This is a genomic window from Arthrobacter nitrophenolicus (assembly GCF_000332815.1).
Lineage (GTDB): Bacteria > Actinomycetota > Actinomycetes > Actinomycetales > Micrococcaceae > Arthrobacter > Arthrobacter nitrophenolicus.
In genome coordinates this window covers 1-18,136 of sequence record NZ_AOFD01000073.1, presented here as the reverse complement: position 1 = coordinate 18,136, position 18,136 = coordinate 1, and the positions used below count along the sequence as shown (strand labels likewise).

At 67.5% G+C, this 18,136-nt stretch carries 13 protein-coding genes, 4 pseudogenes and 2 riboswitches; of the genes and pseudogenes, 10 read left to right on the top strand and 7 right to left on the bottom strand.

The features are described 5' to 3' along the window. Both G205_RS18650 and G205_RS18645 read right to left on the bottom strand, forming a co-directional pair. Window positions 1-537: pseudogene (locus tag G205_RS18650) on the bottom strand (DUF222 domain-containing protein); the annotation flags it as partial. 312 nt (window positions 538-849) lie between these two features. After that, window positions 850-1,488 (bottom strand): VOC family protein, encoded by a 639-nt coding sequence (locus tag G205_RS18645; RefSeq protein ID WP_009359382.1) that lies wholly within the window; start codon window positions 1,486-1,488, stop codon window positions 850-852. A 165-nt stretch (window positions 1,489-1,653) separates the two neighbouring features. Beyond that, a riboswitch (SAM riboswitch) is annotated at window positions 1,654-1,769 on the top strand. A gap of 42 nt (window positions 1,770-1,811) precedes the next feature. On the opposite strand from G205_RS18645, the gene G205_RS18640 reads away from it, so the two are divergent. The 4 genes and pseudogenes from G205_RS18640 to G205_RS18625 all read left to right on the top strand — a co-directional run bounded on the left by G205_RS18640 (window position 1,812) and on the right by G205_RS18625 (window position 7,328). After that, window positions 1,812-3,137, top strand: coding sequence for a bifunctional o-acetylhomoserine/o-acetylserine sulfhydrylase (locus G205_RS18640; protein ID WP_009359381.1), 1,326 nt, complete (start codon window positions 1,812-1,814; stop codon window positions 3,135-3,137). Between the two features lie 132 nt (window positions 3,138-3,269). Further along, window positions 3,270-3,386, top strand: a riboswitch (SAM riboswitch). 12 nt (window positions 3,387-3,398) lie between these two features. Continuing rightward, complete coding sequence (gene metX / locus G205_RS18635; protein ID WP_009359380.1) at window positions 3,399-4,514, top strand: homoserine O-acetyltransferase MetX; 1,116 nt, start codon at window positions 3,399-3,401, stop codon at window positions 4,512-4,514. Between the two features lie 213 nt (window positions 4,515-4,727). Next, window positions 4,728-6,109, top strand: a pseudogene (locus G205_RS18630) (MFS transporter). A gap of 100 nt (window positions 6,110-6,209) precedes the next feature. Further along, window positions 6,210-7,328, top strand: coding sequence for an alcohol dehydrogenase catalytic domain-containing protein (locus G205_RS18625; protein ID WP_009359379.1), 1,119 nt, complete (start codon window positions 6,210-6,212; stop codon window positions 7,326-7,328). Window positions 7,329-7,351: 23 nt separating this feature from the next. Here G205_RS18625 and G205_RS18620 read toward each other — a convergent pair whose 3' ends face one another. Next, window positions 7,352-8,251: a LysR family transcriptional regulator gene (locus G205_RS18620; RefSeq protein ID WP_009359378.1), complete on the bottom strand. Its 900-nt coding sequence runs from the start codon at window positions 8,249-8,251 to the stop codon at window positions 7,352-7,354. A 140-nt stretch (window positions 8,252-8,391) separates the two neighbouring features. Here G205_RS18620 and mmsB point away from each other — a divergent pair, with 140 nt between their 5' ends. Continuing rightward, window positions 8,392-9,294 carry a 3-hydroxyisobutyrate dehydrogenase gene (gene mmsB, locus G205_RS18615; RefSeq protein ID WP_009359377.1) on the top strand — a complete coding sequence of 301 codons (903 nt, stop codon included), beginning with the start codon at window positions 8,392-8,394 and terminating at the stop codon, window positions 9,292-9,294. Between the two features lie 35 nt (window positions 9,295-9,329). Then, entirely contained in the window at window positions 9,330-10,814 is a 1,485-nt protein-coding gene (locus G205_RS18610; protein ID WP_009359376.1) for a CoA-acylating methylmalonate-semialdehyde dehydrogenase, read from the top strand. Between the two features lie 3 nt (window positions 10,815-10,817). Here the strand turns inward: G205_RS18610 and G205_RS18605 are convergent, their stop codons facing one another. From G205_RS18605 to G205_RS18595, 3 genes and pseudogenes are all read right to left on the bottom strand, one after another. Further along, window positions 10,818-11,324, bottom strand: a complete 507-nt coding sequence (locus tag G205_RS18605; RefSeq protein ID WP_235047085.1) for a hypothetical protein — start codon at window positions 11,322-11,324, stop codon at window positions 10,818-10,820. Window positions 11,325-11,346: 22 nt separating this feature from the next. Further along, window positions 11,347-12,525 (bottom strand): winged helix DNA-binding domain-containing protein, encoded by a 1,179-nt coding sequence (locus G205_RS18600; protein ID WP_009359374.1) that lies wholly within the window; start codon window positions 12,523-12,525, stop codon window positions 11,347-11,349. Window positions 12,526-12,571: 46 nt separating this feature from the next. Then, a pseudogene (locus G205_RS18595) lies at window positions 12,572-13,443 on the bottom strand (SGNH/GDSL hydrolase family protein). 78 nt (window positions 13,444-13,521) lie between these two features. Between G205_RS18595 and G205_RS18590 the strand changes: the two are divergent. Beyond that, complete coding sequence (locus G205_RS18590) at window positions 13,522-14,172, top strand: alpha/beta hydrolase (RefSeq protein WP_009359373.1); 651 nt, start codon at window positions 13,522-13,524, stop codon at window positions 14,170-14,172. Window positions 14,173-14,230: 58 nt separating this feature from the next. On the opposite strand, the gene G205_RS18585 is transcribed toward G205_RS18590, so the two are convergent. Further along, the gene (locus tag G205_RS18585) at window positions 14,231-14,461 is read right to left on the bottom strand and encodes an RNA-binding S4 domain-containing protein (protein WP_009359372.1); all 231 of its coding nucleotides are present in this window, start codon (window positions 14,459-14,461) and stop codon (window positions 14,231-14,233) included. Between the two features lie 32 nt (window positions 14,462-14,493). Between G205_RS18585 and G205_RS18580 the strand changes: the two genes are divergently transcribed. The 3 genes and pseudogenes from G205_RS18580 (at window position 14,494) to G205_RS18570 (ending at window position 18,041) form a co-directional block, all read left to right on the top strand. Then, window positions 14,494-15,489: a DMT family transporter gene (locus tag G205_RS18580; RefSeq protein ID WP_009359371.1), complete on the top strand. Its 996-nt coding sequence runs from the start codon at window positions 14,494-14,496 to the stop codon at window positions 15,487-15,489. A gap of 130 nt (window positions 15,490-15,619) precedes the next feature. Next, on the top strand, window positions 15,620-17,005 hold the full coding sequence (locus tag G205_RS18575; protein ID WP_009359370.1) for a glycine--tRNA ligase: 1,386 nt from the start codon (window positions 15,620-15,622) through the stop codon (window positions 17,003-17,005). Window positions 17,006-17,007: 2 nt separating this feature from the next. Next, window positions 17,008-18,041 (top strand): annotated as a pseudogene (locus G205_RS18570) (GNAT family N-acetyltransferase). The last annotated feature ends 95 nt before the right edge of the window (window positions 18,042-18,136 follow it).

Here is an 18,136-nt window from a genome sequence, read left to right as displayed (position 1 = left end):
CGGGTTCGGTGCGTCCGGGTCCAGGAAGTGGTCCGCGAGGGCCACGGCGGCGGGGTGGTCCAGGGCCTCTGTTTCGTCGGCGATGATCCTGGCGCCCTGCCACGACAATGCCCCTGAAGACAGGTTCCCGTAGACCGAGGGGAGGGCGCAGACCCGACGGGCCTGGGTGATGAATGCCCCTGCTGCTCCGTAGCTGATGGTCAGGACTCCGGCGATTTCTTCCACTGTTGATATTTCCGTGAACGTGCGGTCGTGGGCGGAGGCATCGGGCGGGGTCATGGCCTGCTGCAGGTCAAGGCACTGGGCAGCGTCCCTGGCCTTGAGTGCGGTGGTCTGTGCCTCAAGCTTGGATTCCAGGCCAAGCCGTTCCAACCGAAGTTCAAACAGTCGGCCGAGAACATCAACCCCGGATCCGTCCGCATCTCCATTGGCAAGCGCGGTCTTCAAGGCTTCTTCCTCAAGGAACAGCCCATTCAGCGCGGCCGCAGTGGCATAAAAGCCTTCCATCGCCGCTGCTGTCCCTGAGCCGTTTCCCATACCCACATCATCGCGGGAGGCACTGACAATTTGCGCTGGAGCTGTTCCGCATGCTTCTCCCTGCCCGGCGCCGGGAGCCGCGATGGCAGGAAACAGCGCCTTCCTCTTAGCTCCGCTGCCCATGCCGTTTCCCATACGCACATCATCGCGGGAGGGTGTGACATTTTGAGTGGCTGATGCCAAAAGACCTAAGCCAGGGGAAAACAACACCCGCGGGTTAAATAACTTCGGCCGCCATCAGGAAGTGACGCCGTTGTCACATCCTGATGGCGGCCGAAGCCCGCTCGGGCCAAATGCCCGGTCAGGGGAAGGTCAGATGGTGACCGCTCCGTTTTGGGTTTCGAAGGTCACCGAGAGGATGCCGGGCGTGCCGTGCGGGGCAACCCACTCAACGGCAACATCCTCCAGCGGCTTTTCCACCGGCTCGCCCAGCCATTCGGTAACCCGGGAGGCCGAGCCGGCGATGGTCAGGCAGCTCATCTTGATGTTGCTCTCGTAGGCGTTGGACGGGTGGAGCGACGGATCGCCCTCCCACTTCAGCATGTAGGGCACCTGGGGATCGGCGATGAGGCCCAGGATTCCAATCTGCTTCCACACCAGCTCGCGGCCGTCGGGGAACTTGCGGTTGCCGTTGACGGCAGCCCGTCCCAGGCGTGCCTCGAACGGAGCAAGGTCGTCAACTTCGACGCACCAACCCATCCAGCCGCCGCCCGCTGCGGAGCGGGCCCGCACGGCCTGTCCAAAGGGAGCCTTGTCCGACGCCGGGTGGTCCAGGACCTCCACGACCTCAAGGTATTTGTGTCCCGCGAGCGGGATGATCATATTCCGGGTACCGAACCGGGGGTGTACCCCGCCCTTCACTGCCTCAACGCCGAGGGCAGAAGAAATACGTTCGGTGGTGGCCGCGAGGCCATCGTGTTCACAGGCGTAAGAGACGTGATCCATGCGCATGCCATCATCTTGGCACTTTGTGATCGGGCTCTCAGCTAAGGGTACCCTTACTGGGATTTTCCGATTTCAGCAACCTCGAGACCTGCTCCACGGGAGGAAAACCCGCAGGACCATGTTCGTCACAATGGTGTCCGCCCGACCCGGAGCACTCCTACACTGGGCCCAGGTCATGAGTGCCAGCAACAGCCCCGGCTCGCTGGCCGGCAACCCTCCATCCGCGGTGGGGTGCCCCGGGTGAGGACCTGGCCGTCCGGCAAAAGGCCGGATGGCAAGCGCGGCCCGTGGTGCTTCCAGCATGCCGGGCCCAGTCAAAGGAGCCTTGAATGTCCAACGGATGGTCCTTCGAAACCCGCCAGATCCACGTCGGCCAGGAACCGGATGCTGCCACCGGCGCCCGCGCCCTGCCTATCTACCAGACCACCTCCTTCGTCTTTCCCAGCGCCGAGAGCGCCGCGAACCGCTTCGCCCTCGCCGAGCTTGCCCCGATCTATACGCGCATCGGCAACCCGACCCAGGACGCCGTGGAGCAGCGGATCGCCAGCCTTGAAGGGGGCCTCGCCGCGCTCCTCCTCAGCTCGGGGCAGGCGGCAGAGACGTTCGCCGTCCTGAACATCGCCGAGGCCGGTGACCACATCGTGGCCAGCCCCAGCCTTTACGGCGGCACCTACAACCTGTTTGCCCACACCCTGAAGAAGTTCGGCATCTCCGTCACCTTCGTGGCGGACCCGGACAACCTGGACCACTGGCGCGAGGCGGTCCAGCCCAACACCAAGCTGTTCTTTGCCGAGGTGGTGTCCAACCCACGGCAGGACGTGCTGGACATCGAAGGCGTCTCCCGGACCGCCCATGAGGCCGGCGTACCACTGATCGTGGACAACACGCTGTCCACGCCGTACCTGATCCGGCCGCTGGAATGGGGCGCCGACATCGTGGTCCACTCGGCCACCAAATACCTGGGCGGCCACGGCGCCGCAATTGCCGGCGTCATCGTCGATTCAGGCAAGTTCGACTTCAGCAAGGACCCGGAACGCTTCCCCGGCTTCAACACGCCGGACCCCACCTACAACGGCCTCGTCTACGGCCGCGACCTGGGGGAGGGCGGAGCGCTGGGAGCCAACCTGTCCTACATCCTCAAGGCCCGGGTCCAGCTCCTGCGTGACCTCGGTTCGGCCGTTTCGCCCTTCAACGCCTTCCTGATCTCGCAGGGACTGGAGACCCTGAGCCTGCGCGTGGAGCGCCATGTGGCCAACGCCCAGGAGGTTGCGCGGTGGCTGGAAGCACGGGACGACGTCGAATCCGTAGCCTACGCCGGGCTGCCCTCCAGTCCCTGGTATGAGCGCGGCCGCAAGTACGGCCCCAGGGGCACCGGCGCGATCGTCGCCTTCAACCTGGCCGGCGGCGCCGAAGCGGGCAAGCGGTTCGTGGACGCCCTGGAACTGCACTCCCACGTTGCCAACATCGGCGACGTCCGCTCGCTGGTCATCCACCCGGCGTCGACCACGCACAGCCAGCTGTCCCCGGAGCAGCAGGCCGCGGCCGGCGTCGCCCCGGGACTGGTCCGCCTCTCCGTGGGCCTGGAGCACATCGACGACATCCTCGCCGACCTCGAGGCCGGCTTCCGCGCGGCAAAGGAGGCCTCAGGCGCCTGAGCGCACGGCCCGGGGAGCTGAGCCGGGAGCAACGCCCGACGGCGGGTGGCCACCCGGGTGCGCACGGCCGGGGAAGTCACAACCAGTCACACTCTTGGCCCGGGGCGGGTGGTGTTTCGTACACTCGAACCAGGTCATGAGTGCCAGTGACAGCCCCGGCTTGCTGGCCGGCAACCCTCCTTCCGCGGTGGGGTGCCCCGGGTGAAGACCTGGCCTGCCGGTCATTCCGCCGGTGGGCAAGCGCGTAGAAGAGGTCTTGCCATGACGGTTACCGTCACCCGTACCACCGTTCCCGAGCACGGAATTGTCCGTTACGCCTCCATCGGGGGCCTGGAACTGGAAGCCGGCGGCTACCTGCCGGACGTCACGCTCGCCTACGAAACGTGGGGCACGCTCAACGCGGACGGCAGCAACGCCATCCTGATCGAGCACGCCCTGACCGGCAGCACCCACGTCACCCGCGGCGACAGCGACGAACCCGGCTGGTGGGAACAGCTCGCCGGGCCCGGCGCCCCCGTGGACACTGACCGGTTCTTCGTGGTGTCCATCAACATCGTGGGCGGCTGCTACGGGTCCACCGGGCCGTCGTCGCCCGCCCCGGACGGGACGCCGTGGGGTTCCCGCTTCCCCCTGGTGACGCTGCGGGACAGCACAGTGGCAGAGGCCCGGCTGGCAGACCAGCTCGGAATCGGCAGCTGGTACGCGGTCCTCGGCGGCTCCATGGGCGGTGCCCGCGCCCTGGAATGGGCCGTCACCTACCCGGAGCGGGTAAAGCGCTGCGCCGTGATTTCGGTCGGCGCCGCCAGCACGGCTGAGCAGATCGCGTTTGCCCAGGCCCAGACCCTCGCCATCCGCCAGGACCCCAACTTCAACGGCGGCGACTACTACGGCGGCCCGTTCCCCGAGGACGGCCTGGCCCTTGCGCGGCGCATTGCCCACATCACCTACCGCTCCGCCGCCGAACTGGAGGGCAGGTTCGGCCGGGAGCCGCAGGCCCCCGAATCGCCGCTGCAGGCTGACTGCCTGTCGGCCCGCGGCCGCTACCAGGTGGAGAGCTACCTGGACCACCAGGGCAACAAGCTGGTCCAGCGCTTCGACGCCAACAGCTACATCGCCATCACCGAGGCGCTGATGAGCCACGACGTCTGCAGGGGGCGCGGAACGCTGGCCGAGACGCTGGCCCGCTCCGAGGCCCGGTTCTTCATCGCGGCCGTCGACTCGGACCGGCTCTACTTCCCGTCCCAGTCGCAGGAACTGGCACGGGCATTGCCGGGGGACGTGGACGTGCACCTGATCCAGGCGCCGATCGGCCACGATGGCTTCCTGACGGAAATCGGTCAGCTCGGGAACCAGCTCCGCCAGCACCTCCTGCCCTGAACCACTGCGCAGCCCGGGCGCTTTCACGCCGTGGCACGCGGTGTGCCGCCGCGCCAAGTGTGCATTTTTGCAGATGCTTTCTGCACTATTCGGCGTTGAGCTCCCGGCTGTACCAAGCAATACTCGTGTGAACCTGCGGTTTTGTTATGCAAATCACAAAGCCGCCATCCGGTCCCATTGTGGTGTCGACGGAGACGCCAAAGGAGTTCATTCATGAGTACGGAACACTCCGCCGCAGGGCGGCTTGAGGAAACCGACGTCAAGGCCTCAGGGCTGAAGAAAGTCGTCACGGCCTCTATGGCCGGCACGGTGGTGGAATGGTATGAGTTCTTCCTCTACGCCTCTGCCGCCACACTGGTGTTCGGCAAAACGTTCTTCCCCAATTCGGGCACGGAACTGGACGGCATTATTGCCGCTTTCGTCACCTACGCCGTGGGCTTCGTTGCCCGGCCTATCGGCGGAATTGTCTTTGGCCACTTTGGGGACAAGTTCGGCCGCAAGCAGCTCCTCCAGTTGAGCATCATCATGGTGGGCGTTGCCACGTTCCTCATGGGCTGCCTGCCCACCTTCGCCCAAATCGGCTACTGGGCACCGGCGCTGCTGGTCTTCCTGCGGTTCGTGCAGGGCTTCGCGGTCGGCGGTGAATGGGGCGGCGCCGTGCTGCTGGTGGCAGAGCACAGCCCCAGCCACTCGCGCGGCTTCTGGGCCAGCTGGCCGCAGTCCGCTGTTCCCATGGGCAACCTGCTGGCCACGGGCGTCCTGTTCACCCTGTCCTCGACCCTGTCGCAGGAAGCCTTCCTCGGCTGGGGCTGGCGCGTGGCGTTCTGGCTGTCCGCCGTCATCGTCATCATCGGCTACTACATCCGCACCAAGGTCCAGGACGCTCCGATCTTCATCGAAGCCCGGAAGGAAGTCACTGCGGAAAAGAAGGGCTACGGCGTTGCCGAAGTCTTCCGCCGCTACCCTCGCGGCGTCTTCACCGCCATGGGCCTCCGGTTCGCCGAAAACATCCTTTACTACCTGGTGGTCACGTTCTCCATCACGTACCTGAAGGTGGTCGTCCAGACGGACACCTCGCGGATCCTGCTCCTGCTGCTGGTGGCGCACTTCATCCACTTCTGCGCCGTCCCGCTGGTCGGCAAGCTCTCCGACGCTTCGGGCGGCGGCCCGTCTACATGGCGGGCGCCATCCTCGGCGGAACCTGGGGCTTCTTCGCCTTCCCCATGATGGACACAGCCAACGACATGGTCATCCTGGCCGCCATCACCATCGGCCTGCTCTTCCACGCGCTGATGTACGCCGGCCAGCCGTCCATCATGGCCGAGATGTTCCCCACCCGGATGCGCTACTCCGGCGTGTCCCTGGGCTACCAGGTGACTTCGATCGTTGCCGGCTCGCTGGCTCCGATCATCGCCACCGCCCTGCTGGGCAACTTCAAGTCGTCCCTTCCGGTAGCCCTCTACCTCCTTGCCGCCTGCGTCGTGACGGCTGTGTCCGTGCTCTTCCTCAAGGAGACCAGGGGTATTTCACTGCACGACGTCGATGCCGCGGACGCCAAGGGCACCGCGGACCTCCTGGCTGCCAGCAAGAAGTAGGACGCAGCCAGGCACTACAGGCTAGGCAGCTGCCCGGGCCCGGATTCCGTGTCCGGGCAGCCGCATGACCACCACCCCATAACCACAGCAAGGAACCTTCATGCGAGCCGCTGTCCTTTACAACACCGTTCCTGCGGGAACCAGTTACTCCGAGGCGCGCCCCCTGACCGTGGAGGAGCTGGAACGGCCCGAGCCCCGGGCGGGCGAGCTGGGAATCTCCATCACCTATTCGAGCCTGTGCCACTCCGACCTCTCCGTCGTGGACGGTTCACGCGTCCGGCCCCTGCCGATGGCGCTCGGGCATGAGGCGGTGGGCAGGGTGGTCTCGGTGGGCGACGGCGTCACGGACGTCTCCCCGGGCGACCACGTGGTGCTGGTCTTTGTTCCCAGCTGTGGCGACTGCCGTGCGTGCCGGGCAGGCCGGCCCGCCCTGTGCCACCGCGCTGCCGACGTCAACGGGTCCGGCGACCTCCTGCACGGTGAGGCTCTGCTGCGGACCCGGTCAGGGGAGCGCATCAACCACCACCTTGGCGTTTCGGCCTTTGCAGACTATGCGGTGGTGGCGCGCGAATCGGTAGTGGTGGTCGACGACGACATTCCGGACACGGTTGCCGCGATGTTCGGCTGCGCTGTGCTGACGGGCATGGGAGCGGTGTTCAACACGGCACAGGTCGACGGCGGGCAATCAGTTGCCGTGTTTGGCCTCGGCGCCGTCGGCCTTTCGGCAGTCATGGCCGCCCGCATTGCCCGCGCTGCCTCGATCATCGCCATCGATCCGAACCCCGGCAAGCACCAGCTGGCCCTCGACTGCGGTGCCAGCGCTGCCGGTACTCCAGAGGAAGCAGCCGGGCTGATTGCAGGGGCCGCCGGGGACGGGGTGGACGTTGCCGTGGAGGCCGTGGGCTCTGCCCGTGTCATCGCCTCCTGCCTGGAACTGGTGGCCAGGGGCGGCGCCGTGGTTTCGGTGGGACTGCCGCACCCGTCGGCGGAACTGGTGGTTCCGGCCCTGCAGTTCGCCGGTGCGGGCAAGCGGCTGCTCGGCTCGTACATGGGCGATGCCGTCCCGGACCGGGACATCCCGCGCTACCTGGAGTACTGGCGGGACGGCCGGCTGCCGGTCGAACTGCTGCACTCGGACACGCGCCCGCTCGCCGAGATCAACGAAGGCCTGGACGCCCTGGCGGCAGGAAAGGTAGTGCGCAGGCTCTTCCGTCCCTGAATGCTGCCGCGCCGCGGCAGCGTTCAGGCGGCCAGCAGGTCCTGCCGCGCCGCCACCTCTTCCTTGAGCGCGGCAATAACCGCCTGGACGCGTGCGGACCGCATCGACTCCGGCCGCGCCACTGCCCAAATGGGAAGCTGGCGCTCGAAATCGTGCGGAAGGACGGGGACGAACCCGGAGTCGCGCGCCACCATGAAATTGGGGAGCAGCCCGATGCCGGCGCCCCTGCGTACCGCCTCCACCTGGGCGAAGATGCTCGTGGCCTGGAAGCTGGATTTCGGCGCGGGCAACTGCGAGGACCGGTGGCCGAGCTCTGCCACCTGCAAGGCGGATTCAACGTAGGACACGAAGCCGTGCTGCCCCACGCCGTCGGGCGTTTCCGGCAGTCCGTGCCGGGCCGCATAGGCGGGGCTGGCGTAAAGCCTGAGGTAGTAGTTGGTGAGGAAGATCGTCTGGGCGTTGCTGACGTCGGTTCCGCCCACCACCACTTCCAGGTCCACCCCGGACCGGTTGCGGCTGACCTTGCGGGTTGCGCTGAGCATCTCGATATTCAGCAGGGGATGGCGCTGCTGGAGGCGGACCAGTGCCGGGGCCACAAATTCGGCACCAAAACCGTCCGACGTGCTGATCCGGACCATGCCGGACAGCGCATCCCGTTCCTGGCCGATGGTGCCGGCAAGTGAACCCAGTGTCTCCTCGATGGCCTCGGCGGCGGCCACTGCCGAGGCTCCCAGTTCGGTCAGTTCCCAGCCGTGCGGGCTCCGTTCCAGCGTCCTGCCGCCCAGCTGCCGGTCCAGGGCAAGGATGCGCCGCGAAATGGTGGTGTGCGTGGTTCCCAGGCTCTCGGCGACGGCGTTGAACCGTCCCAGCCGTGCCACGGTCAGGAGAATCAGCAGGTCGTCTGGGCTGGGAAGCCGGGCCACTGGTGAAACCTTCCGTCGATGTGCATGAATGCACATACCGTCTGTGATTTTTCCCCTTGATTGCACTCTAGCAGCATGTGACGGTAGTCACTGGACGTTCCGGCCATGGCGGCCGGCCACAGAGCAAAGGAGCCTGGGCGATGGCAGTAATCGGATGGATTGGACTGGGGAACATGGGCGGGTCCATGTCAGTGAACCTGGCAAAGGCCGGACATGAGGTGCGCGGCTTCGACCTCAACCAGGCAGCCCTCGCCGCGGCTGAAGCCGGCGGGGTCAAGCCTGCCGGCAGCATTGCCGAGGCAGTGGAGGGAGCCGACGCCGTCTTCACCATGCTCCCCAAGGGCGAGCACGCCAGGGCCGTCTACCTCGGCGCGGACGGCGTCCTTGCCCACGCAGACACCCGCACCCTGCTGGTGGATTCCTCCACCATCGACATCGCCTCGGCGCAGGAACTGCACGACGCCGCTGCTGCCGCCGGCTTCCGGTTCGTCGACGCGCCGGTCTCGGGCGGCATGAGCGGGGCGAAGGCCGGGACGCTGACGTTCATGGTCGGCGGCGAGGATGGTGCGGTGGCGGATGCCACGGAGTACATCCGGCCGATGGCCGCCAACATCATCCCCACCGGCGGCGCCACGACAGGCCAGGCAGCCAAGATCTGCAACAACCTCATGCTGTTCATCAACCTGGCGTCAACGGCCGAGGGGGCGGTGCTGGCGGACCGGCTCGGCCTCGACAAGCAGGTCTTCTGGGACATTGCCTCTGTTTCATCCGGGGACAGCTGGGCCCTGCGCACCTGGTACCCGGTCCCGGGCGTGGTGGACACCGCCGCCTCGAACAACGGGTTCGCGCCCACGTTCACGACGGAACTGGCCAACAAGGACATTGGCCTGGCCATCAGTGCCGCCGAGGACACCGGCACCCCGCTGGAGATCGGCAGGCACGTGCAGCAGCTCTTCCAGCGCCTCGTCGATGCGGGGGAGGCCGGCAAGGACTGCTCCATGATCATCAAGCTGGTGGACGGCTCGCTCCGCACCGCTGACTGACACCCCGCACGACGACCATTTCGAAAGAGGCATCCATGCAGACCATTCCCCACATCATCAACGGCCAGCGGATCACCGACGCAGAGCGCTTTGGCCCCGTCTTCAACCCCGCCACCGGCCGGCAGGAAAAGCAGGTGGTGCTCGCGTCCGGCGCCCGGGTGGAGGAAGCCATTGCGGCAGCAAAGGCGGCACTTCCCGGCTGGCGGGCCACCAGCCTGGCCCGGCGCAGCGGGATCTTCTTCAAGGTCCGCGAAATCCTGACCAAGCGCAAGCCGGAGCTGGCCGCGATCCTTACCAGCGAACACGGCAAAGTGCTGTCCGACGCCGAAGGCGAGATTTCCCGCGGCCTGGAGAACATCGAGTTCGCCACCGGGCTGTCCCACATGCTCAAGGGCGAGCACTCCGAGCAGGTCTCGGGCGGGGTGGACGTGCACTCCGTCCGCCAGCCCGTGGGAGTGGTGGCGTGCATCACGCCGTTCAACTTCCCCGCGATGGTTCCCCTGTGGATGATCGGCAGCGCGCTCGCCTGCGGCAACACGGTCCTGCTCAAACCGAGCGAGAAGGACCCCTCATCAGCTGTGTTCATTGCGGAGGTCTTCGCGGAGGCAGGCCTGCCTCCCGGGGTGCTGAACGTGGTCCAGGGCGACAAGGAAGCGGTGGACGTCCTGCTGGAGCACCGTGACGTGAAGGCCGTCAGCTTCGTAGGTTCCACACCCATTGCCCAGTCCATCTACAAGCGCGCCGCGGATCATGGCAAGCGTGTCCAGGCGCTCGGCGGTGCAAAGAACCACATGGTGGTCCTTCCCGACGCCGACCTGGACATGGCCGCCGACGCTGCGGTGTCCGCCGCGTATGGCTCGGCAGGCGAGCGGTGCATGGCGGTCAGCGTTCTGGTGGCGGTGGGCAACATCGCCGACGACCTCGTGGCAGCCATCAAGAGCCGGATGGCGGACCTGAAGATTGGTCCCGGCACGGACCCGTCCTCACAGATGGGGCCGCTGATCACCGCAGAACACCGCGACCGCGTGGCCTCCTATGTGGCCGGGGCGGAAAGCGAAGGCGCCAGCGTGGTGGTGGACGGCCGGGAGCAGCAGTTTGACTCGGACGGCTTCTTCCTCGGCGTCAGCCTGATAGACCACGTCAAGCCCGGCATGAAGGTCTACGACGACGAGATCTTCGGCCCCGTCCTGTCCGTGGTCCGGGCGGAGAGCTACAGCGACGCCGTGCGGCTGGTCAACGAAAACGAGTTCGGCAACGGTACCGCCATCTTCACGCGCGACGGCGGTGCGGCGCGGCAGTTCGAATTCGACGTCGAGGCGGGAATGGTGGGCGTCAACGTGCCCATCCCCGTGCCGGTGGGCACCTTCTCGTTCGGCGGCTGGAAGAATTCCCTGTTCGGCGACACCCACATGTACGGTCCGGACAGCATCCGGTTCTACACGCGCGGAAAGGTGGTGACCACCAGGTGGCCCGACCCGTCCACCTCGGTGGTCGATCTCGGATTCCCGCAGGTGGACTGACTCCTAGCCGTTCATGATGTCGCCGCGGCGGGCCATGTACTCCTCCATGGACAGTTCGCCGTTGCTGTACTGCTGGTCCAGTTCCGCGAGCTTGCGGGCCCGGTAGCCCTGGGGTGCCGACGGCGGCGGGGGAGTGGCGGGCGCAGCCGGCTGTTCAGGGGCGGGATGCTGCACCGGCGGCTGGCCGTACTGGTTGGGCAGTGGTTGCTGGTTGGGGAACGGCTGCGGGTTGTCCAAGGGCTGCGGGTTGTCCAGCGGCTGCGGCCGGTCCAGCTGGCGGAACCCGCCCGCGAAGTAGTCCTGCTGGGTGTAACCGTCACGGGGCTGCTTGCTCTGCGGACCGGCGGAGCCGGGAAACTGCCCGGAACCCGGGAACGGCCCTGCGCCGGGGAACTGTTCGGGGTACCGGCCGGGGAAGCTTTGGTCATAGTTCCGGCGGGCCACCGATTTCCGGTACATCCGCATGGCCACCGGGATCAGGAGTGACAGGATGATGATCCAGAAAAACATGTTGCTCACGGTGCTGCGCCTCTCATGTGTGTCCTTCAAGCTTAGTCCCGGACGGTACCCGGACGGCCGGGAGTCCGGTGAAGGCGGCGTACCGGTCCACGGCTTCCTGGACTGCGGCGGCCAGCGGTGATCCAGTGGTGGCAGCGGCGGGATCATGCAGGCGGATATCCAGTTCGCAGCGGTCCGTAAGCAGCCGGTGCCGCCACGAGCCTGCCGCCCGGCCATCCAGCAGCACCACGTGGATGGGCTCGCCGGCGAAGGGAAAGGCAGGGGCGCCGCCGCCCATATAGTGCCGGGTGGCGAAGTAGCCCATGATGTATTCGTCGTAGCACTGGACCAGGTCGATCCGCGGTCCCGGAGCCGGAGTCCCGCCGGCCTGACTCCCCGGGTCCGCGCCGCCGGCCGCGAAATAATGCTCGACGCCGTCAATCATCGTTGCGGCCAGCGCATCGGGCCGTGCCTCCCTGGCCAGCCGCACCCCCTTCCGGACATCCGTCACCGTCAGTCCCGACCAGCCGGCGCAGTCCTTGGCCGTGGCCGGGCCGCGGCTGGTGAAATAGCGGAAGGCGAGTTCAGCCAGGGCTTCCTCCCGGTCCGGTGCCGGCTGCGGACCGGCCGGAACCCGCTCGTCGAAGACGGCGTAGGTCTGTTTGAGCGCCCCGCCCGGGCTGCGGACAGGCGTCCCGCTGGCCAGGATGCCGCTGACCTCGGCCTGCATGATGATGTAGGCAAGCCGCAGTCCACTGGCCTCGAAGCCGGCTGCCCGCAGCTCTTCCGCGAGTTGCTCGCGGGTCAGGTGGTGGCCGCCGGCGACAGCGCCGGCCAGCACTTCGGCTGTCCGGCCGGCCGTGGCGGCATCGATCCCGGTGCGCCGGTACGTCAAGGCATTGAGCCCGTGGAGCCGCGGGGCGGAGAGGGCCGTAAGCCAGCGCAGGTCCTCGCGGTGGACGAAGTGCCAGGTGGGCCGGAGGATGTGGGTGCGCAGGACCGTCCCGTCGGCCACGGCCTGCTCGATGTCTGCGGCCGTTACAGCGGCACGTCCGGTGGACGAGACGCGCTGCGCCAGGCTCCAGCGGGCATAGGGAAACTCCTGTGCCTGCACCGCCAGGAGCCTGCGGAGGGCCGTCCCGGGGGACCCGGCGCGCGGCTCGCGGAGCATTTGGGCCTGCAGCCTCAGCCGCACCACCTCATCAGGTTCCATGCCCACCGCCTTGGACTGGCCGCCGTCGGGATCGGTCTTCCCGGCCCTATGACCGAAGGGCCGCCCCGGTGTTTCCCGGCGGGCCCTCGCCGGAGCCCAGGGGGACGCCCGGGCCGAAGACGGGACCCGGCGTCGGACGCTTGGCGGTGATGCCGTCACCGGAGGACTGCTGCCGCAGCCGGCGCAGCACCCACGGGACGAAGTATTCGCGCGCCCACACCAGGTCCCCGGACCGCGCCTCCCGCCACGACCGGGGCGGAAGCGGCTTGGGCTGGAGCGGTTCCAGGCCGTGCTCCACGTTCAGGCGTCCAGCACCATCGCCGCAATGGTGTGGTGGCCGAGTGGTGAGAAGTGCAGGCGGTCCTGGTCCCACATCTGGGGGTCGCTGAGCTGCCGGAGGGACCACATGTCCGCAATGATGGCGTCGTGCCGGGCCGCGACGGTGCGCAGGTTCTCGTTGTAGATGGCCACCTTGCTCCGGATCCGGCCGAGCACCGAGGAACCCGTATCAGGGCCATTAAAGAGGACCACGGTGGCGCCGCCCATGGCCAGGATCTGGACCACGGAATCGAGCTTCTCCGCCAGGGCGTCGGGATCGCCGCCGGGCCGGATCAGGTCGTTGCCGCCGGCGGACAGGGTGACGAGGTCCGGCTTCAGCGCCAGGCACGGGGCCAGCTGCTGGTCCACGATCTGCTGCAGCAGCCTGCCGCGGACAGCCAGGTTGGCGTAGGCAAAGTCCGGCTGGCTGCGCCCCAGCTCCTCCGCCACCCGGTCGGCCCAGCCGCGGTAGCCGCCGGGACTGGAGGGTTCGGGGTCGCCGATGCCCTCGGTAAAGGAATCACCCATGGCCACATACCGGGTCCAGGGGTGGGATCCGGCGTGTGCGGGCGGAGTCTGGATGGCACTTGCGTCGGTCACGGTCCTATCCTGCCTTCCGGCCTGCTGGCTACGCGAACGTAGGTTGTTACCTTGGAGTAGCTGATAAGAATGGAAACCATGACTGAAGCCGAAGTATTTCCTGCCCCTGTTGTCCTGTGGTCCCACCCCGAGGACCAGCGAGACGGAAAGCCGTTGCTGGTGCTGCTGCACGGCTACGGCGCCAACGAGCAGGACCTGCTGAGCCTCGCGGACCTGCTGCCGGGGGACTTCGCCGTCGCCTCCGTGCGCGCGCCCATCGCCATGGGCCCCGGCTTCACATGGTTCCCGCTCACCGCGTCCATCGACTACTCCCTGGAGCGGGTCAAGGCGGCCTCGGCCTACGTCCTGGAATGGATCGACGCCATCCGGGTGGGGCACCCGTCGGTGACGCTTCTTGGCTTCTCGATGGGAATGGCCATGGCCACCACCCTCCTGCGGCAGCGGCCCACGGACTTCGCAGCCGTCGTCGGCCTGTCAGGCTTCGTGGTGGACGCCGACGGCGACCCCACCTTCCGGGACGATGAACTGGACGGCACCGTGCCCATGTTCTGGGGCCGCGACCAGCAGGACCCGGTCATCACCCCGGACAAGATCGACTTCACCATGGCGTGGGTCCGCAAGCACGTCAAGCTGACCAAGGTGCTGTACACCGGCATGTGGCACGGCATCAACCAGCAGGAAATCGGGCACGTCGGCGAGTTCCTCACCCACGAGGTCCTGAAGAAGTAAGGCGTACGACGGCGGGCGGCGGCTTTTCCGCCGCCACGTCTGCTGCCGTTCCGGCGCCTCAGGCCTCCGGTGCGACGACCCGTACGGTCTGGTTGTTCACCGTGACGGTGTCGCCGTTGCGCAGCTGGCGGCCGCGCCGGTCATCGATCTCGCCGTTGACTTTGACCAGCCCGTTCTTGATCAGCTCGGTGGCCTCCACGCCGTCCTCCACGAGGTTGGCAAGCTTCAGCAGCTGGCCCAGGCGGATCATGCTGTCGCGGATGGGGACGTCCTCAACGGGGTTGCTCATAGAGCAATAATGCCTGACGTAAGGTGGATTCAATGACCTCCACCTCCCGCCTGCCTGTCCTCGCAGGCCTTCCGCTGGCGGTGGGCGCCGGCCTTGCCATCCCTGTCCAGGGCCGGATCAACGGTGCACTCGGGGCCCGCCTTGGTGACGGCATTGCCGCCGCCGTAGTGAGTTTCAGCACAGGCCTGCTGGTCATGATCCTCATCTCGCTCCTCCTGCCGCGCGGCCGCGCCGGACTGGCCCGGATCCTTCCCGCGGTCCGGTCCAGGGCGTTTCCCCGGATCTACGTCCTGGCCGGGGGCATCGGCGCGCTCTTTGTCTTCGCCCAGTCCTTCACGGTGGGCCTCCTGGGCGTGGCCCTGTTCACGGTGGCCACTGTCACCGGGCAGACGGTGAGCGGGCTCCTCGTGGACCGGCTGGGCCTCGGCCCGGCCGGAAAGAAGCCGGTCACCGGCATCCGGGTCATCGGCTGCGTGCTGACCATCGCCTCCGTCGCCTGGGCTGTATCGCCGCGCTTCGCCGGCTCCGGTGCAACCGGCGACGGCGGCCCGGCCGGACTTCTCCTTCCTCTCCTGCTCCCCGTGGCGGCAGGGTTCCTGATGAGCTTCCAGCAGGCCATGAACGGGACCGCCACCATGCACTACGGAACACCCATCGCGGCCACGCTGGTCAACTTCCTGGCGGGCAGCCTGGTGCTCTGGGCGGCGCTCGGCGTCAAGCTGCTGGTGGCGGGCCCGGGCAATCCGCTGCCGGGGGAGTGGTGGTACTACCTGGGCGGACCCATGGGCTGCGTGTTCATTGGCCTGGGGGCACTCCTGGTCCGCAGCCTGGGCGTGCTGGTGACCGGGCTGGGCATGATCGCCGGCCAGCTGCTCGGGTCCCTCGCCCTCGACGTGGTGTTGCCGGCCCCCGGCACCGTGGTGGCGCCGGCCACAGTCCTGGGCACCGTGCTGACCCTGGGCGCCATCATCCTCGCCACCCTGCCGTGGCCGCGGGGCGCGCTCCGCGGGCGGCGGCCGGTAGGCTAGGACACGCAGCTTTTTCGCATCCCTTCATCCGCCCCGCCCGGCCGCCGGACGTGCCATACCTCTGGTGTTGCCCGGGGCCTGACTAACGCGGACCGCACCCAGCGGCCCGGTAGAAATTGGAGTTACCCCCATGGCAGCAAAATCCGTTCTCGACCAGGTCATCTCCCTCTCCAAGCGGAGGGGCTTCGTGTTCCAGGCCGGTGAGATCTACGGAGGTTCGCGTTCTGCCTGGGATTACGGGCCCCTTGGCGCCGAGTTGAAGGAAAACATCAAGCGCCAGTGGTGGCAGTCCGTGGTCCGCGGCCGCGAGGACGTGGTGGGCCTGGACTCCTCCGTCATCCTGCCCCGCCAGGTATGGGAAGCGTCCGGCCACGTGGAGGTCTTCTCCGACCCGCTGGTGGAGTGCCTGTCCTGCCACAAGCGCTACCGCGCGGACCACCTCGAGGAAGAGTACGAGGAAAAGAAGGGCCGTCCTGCCGAAAACGGCCTCAAGGACATTGCCTGCGCCAACTGCGGCACCCGCGGCGAATGGACCGAGCCGCAGGAATTCTCCGGCCTGCTCAAGACCTTCCTGGGCCCCGTGGCCAGCGAGGAAGGCCTGCACTACCTCCGCCCGGAAACCGCCCAGGGCATCTTCGTGAACTTCAACAACGTGCTCACCACGTCCCGCAAGAAGCCGCCGTTCGGCATCGGCCAGATCGGCAAGTCCTTCCGCAACGAGATCACCCCGGGCAACTTCATCTTCCGCACCCGCGAGTTCGAGCAGATGGAAATGGAGTTCTTCGTCGAGCCCGGCACGGACGAGGAATGGCACCAGTACTGGATGAAGGAGCGCATGGCCTGGTACACCGGCCTGGGCATCCGCGAGGAGAACCTCCGCTTCTTCGAGCACCCGCAGGAAAAACTCAGCCACTACTCCAAGGGCACCACGGACATCGAGTACCGCTTCGGCTTCCAGGGCTCGGAGTGGGGCGAGCTGGAAGGCATTGCAAACCGCACCGACTTTGACCTCTCCACCCACGCCAAGGCGTCCGGTACGGACCTGAGCTACTTCAACCAGGCCACCAACGAGCGGTACACCCCGTACGTCATCGAGCCCGCCGCCGGGCTCACCCGGTCCTTCATGGCCTTCCTGATTGACGCCTACACCGAGGACGAGGCACCCAATGCCAAGGGCGGCGTGGACGTCCGCACCGTCCTTAAGCTTGACCCGCGCCTGGCCCCGGTCAAGGCCGCCGTGCTGCCGCTGAGCCGCAACGAGGACCTGTCCCCGAAGGCCAAGGACCTCGGCGCCCAGCTGCGGAAGAACTGGAACATCGACTTCGATGACGCCGGCGCCATCGGACGCCGCTACCGCCGCCAGGACGAAATCGGCACCCCGTTCTGCATCACCGTCGACTTCGACACCCTCGAGGACCAGGCAGTGACCATCCGCGAACGGGACACCATGAGCCAGGAACGCGTCTCCCTGGACAAGGTGGAGGGCTACCTGGCCGCACGCCTGATCGGGGCCTAGCCATGGCCATCGAATACCGCGAATGGCGCGAAGGCGACGACCTGGCGCTCCTGGAGATCTGGGGTGGCCCGGAAACCGCCCAGGCCCGCCAGTTCCGCGGCGCCCTTGCGGTCTCCTCCAACGGGGGAGCCGGCACCCCGTGGCGCCGCTGCATCGTGGCCGAGGACGTTCTTGACGGCGTCGGCATCCCCGTGGCGGCCGGCGTCGTCTACGAAGCCTCGCTGCACCCCGAGCGGCTGTGGACCTACATCGAGGTGGCCCGGGACCACCGGCGCGCCGGCATCGGTGCCAGCCTGCTGGCCATGCTGCGGCGGGAAGCCGAACACGCGCGTCGGGCGTGACGAAGCTGCGTGCCAAGGTGGAGCCCGGCACCCCCGGTGCAGCCTTCGCGGAGGCCGCCGGGCTGTCGCCCATCCAGCGGTCGCGGCTGGTCATCGTGGAGCCCGGTGCCCTCCGGCTTCCGGTCTTTCCGGAGAAGGACTACGGCGGACGGCCGGTCAGCGGCGAGAACGCCGGATCCGACGTGGTGATGGACCTGGCCACCGGATCCGTGGAGCTGACGGACGTTGTGGGCAGGTACTACACCTCCATCCACGGCTGGGATTCGCCCGGCGTGCTGTCCGTGGGGCAGGTTCAGAAGCTGTTCCTGGACGAGCTCACCGGCGCCCACGGCGCCATCGTGCTGCGGGCGCAGCCGGAGTCGGCCTTCGGTGCAGGAGTCGCGCCGGGAAAGAAGGGCCGGATCCGGGCCTTCGCCGTGAGCTATGCGGCACCGGCAACGCCGGAACCCGGGCAGGAGCCGGAGCCGGCGCCAGCGGAGGCTCCCACCGACGTGTTTGTCGGCCATGAGCCGGCCCTTGATGCCGGTGACGCTGCCGAGGCGGTGCGCGACATCCTTTCGCTGATTGCGTACCAGCACCCCGTCATGCTGGAACTGGACGACTCCATGACGGCCCTTCGCGCCGCCGTCGAACCCCTCCTGGAGAGTGGCAAGGCGCGCCTCGCGGCAGCCGAAACGATCGTCGTCTCGGACTGACCCCGCCAGCGCGGCTGACCCGCAGCCAAAGCTCGCGGCGCAATTCCGCGCCGCCGAGGTGCGGGTCAGCCGGCGCTGCGGCGCCCACGACGGCG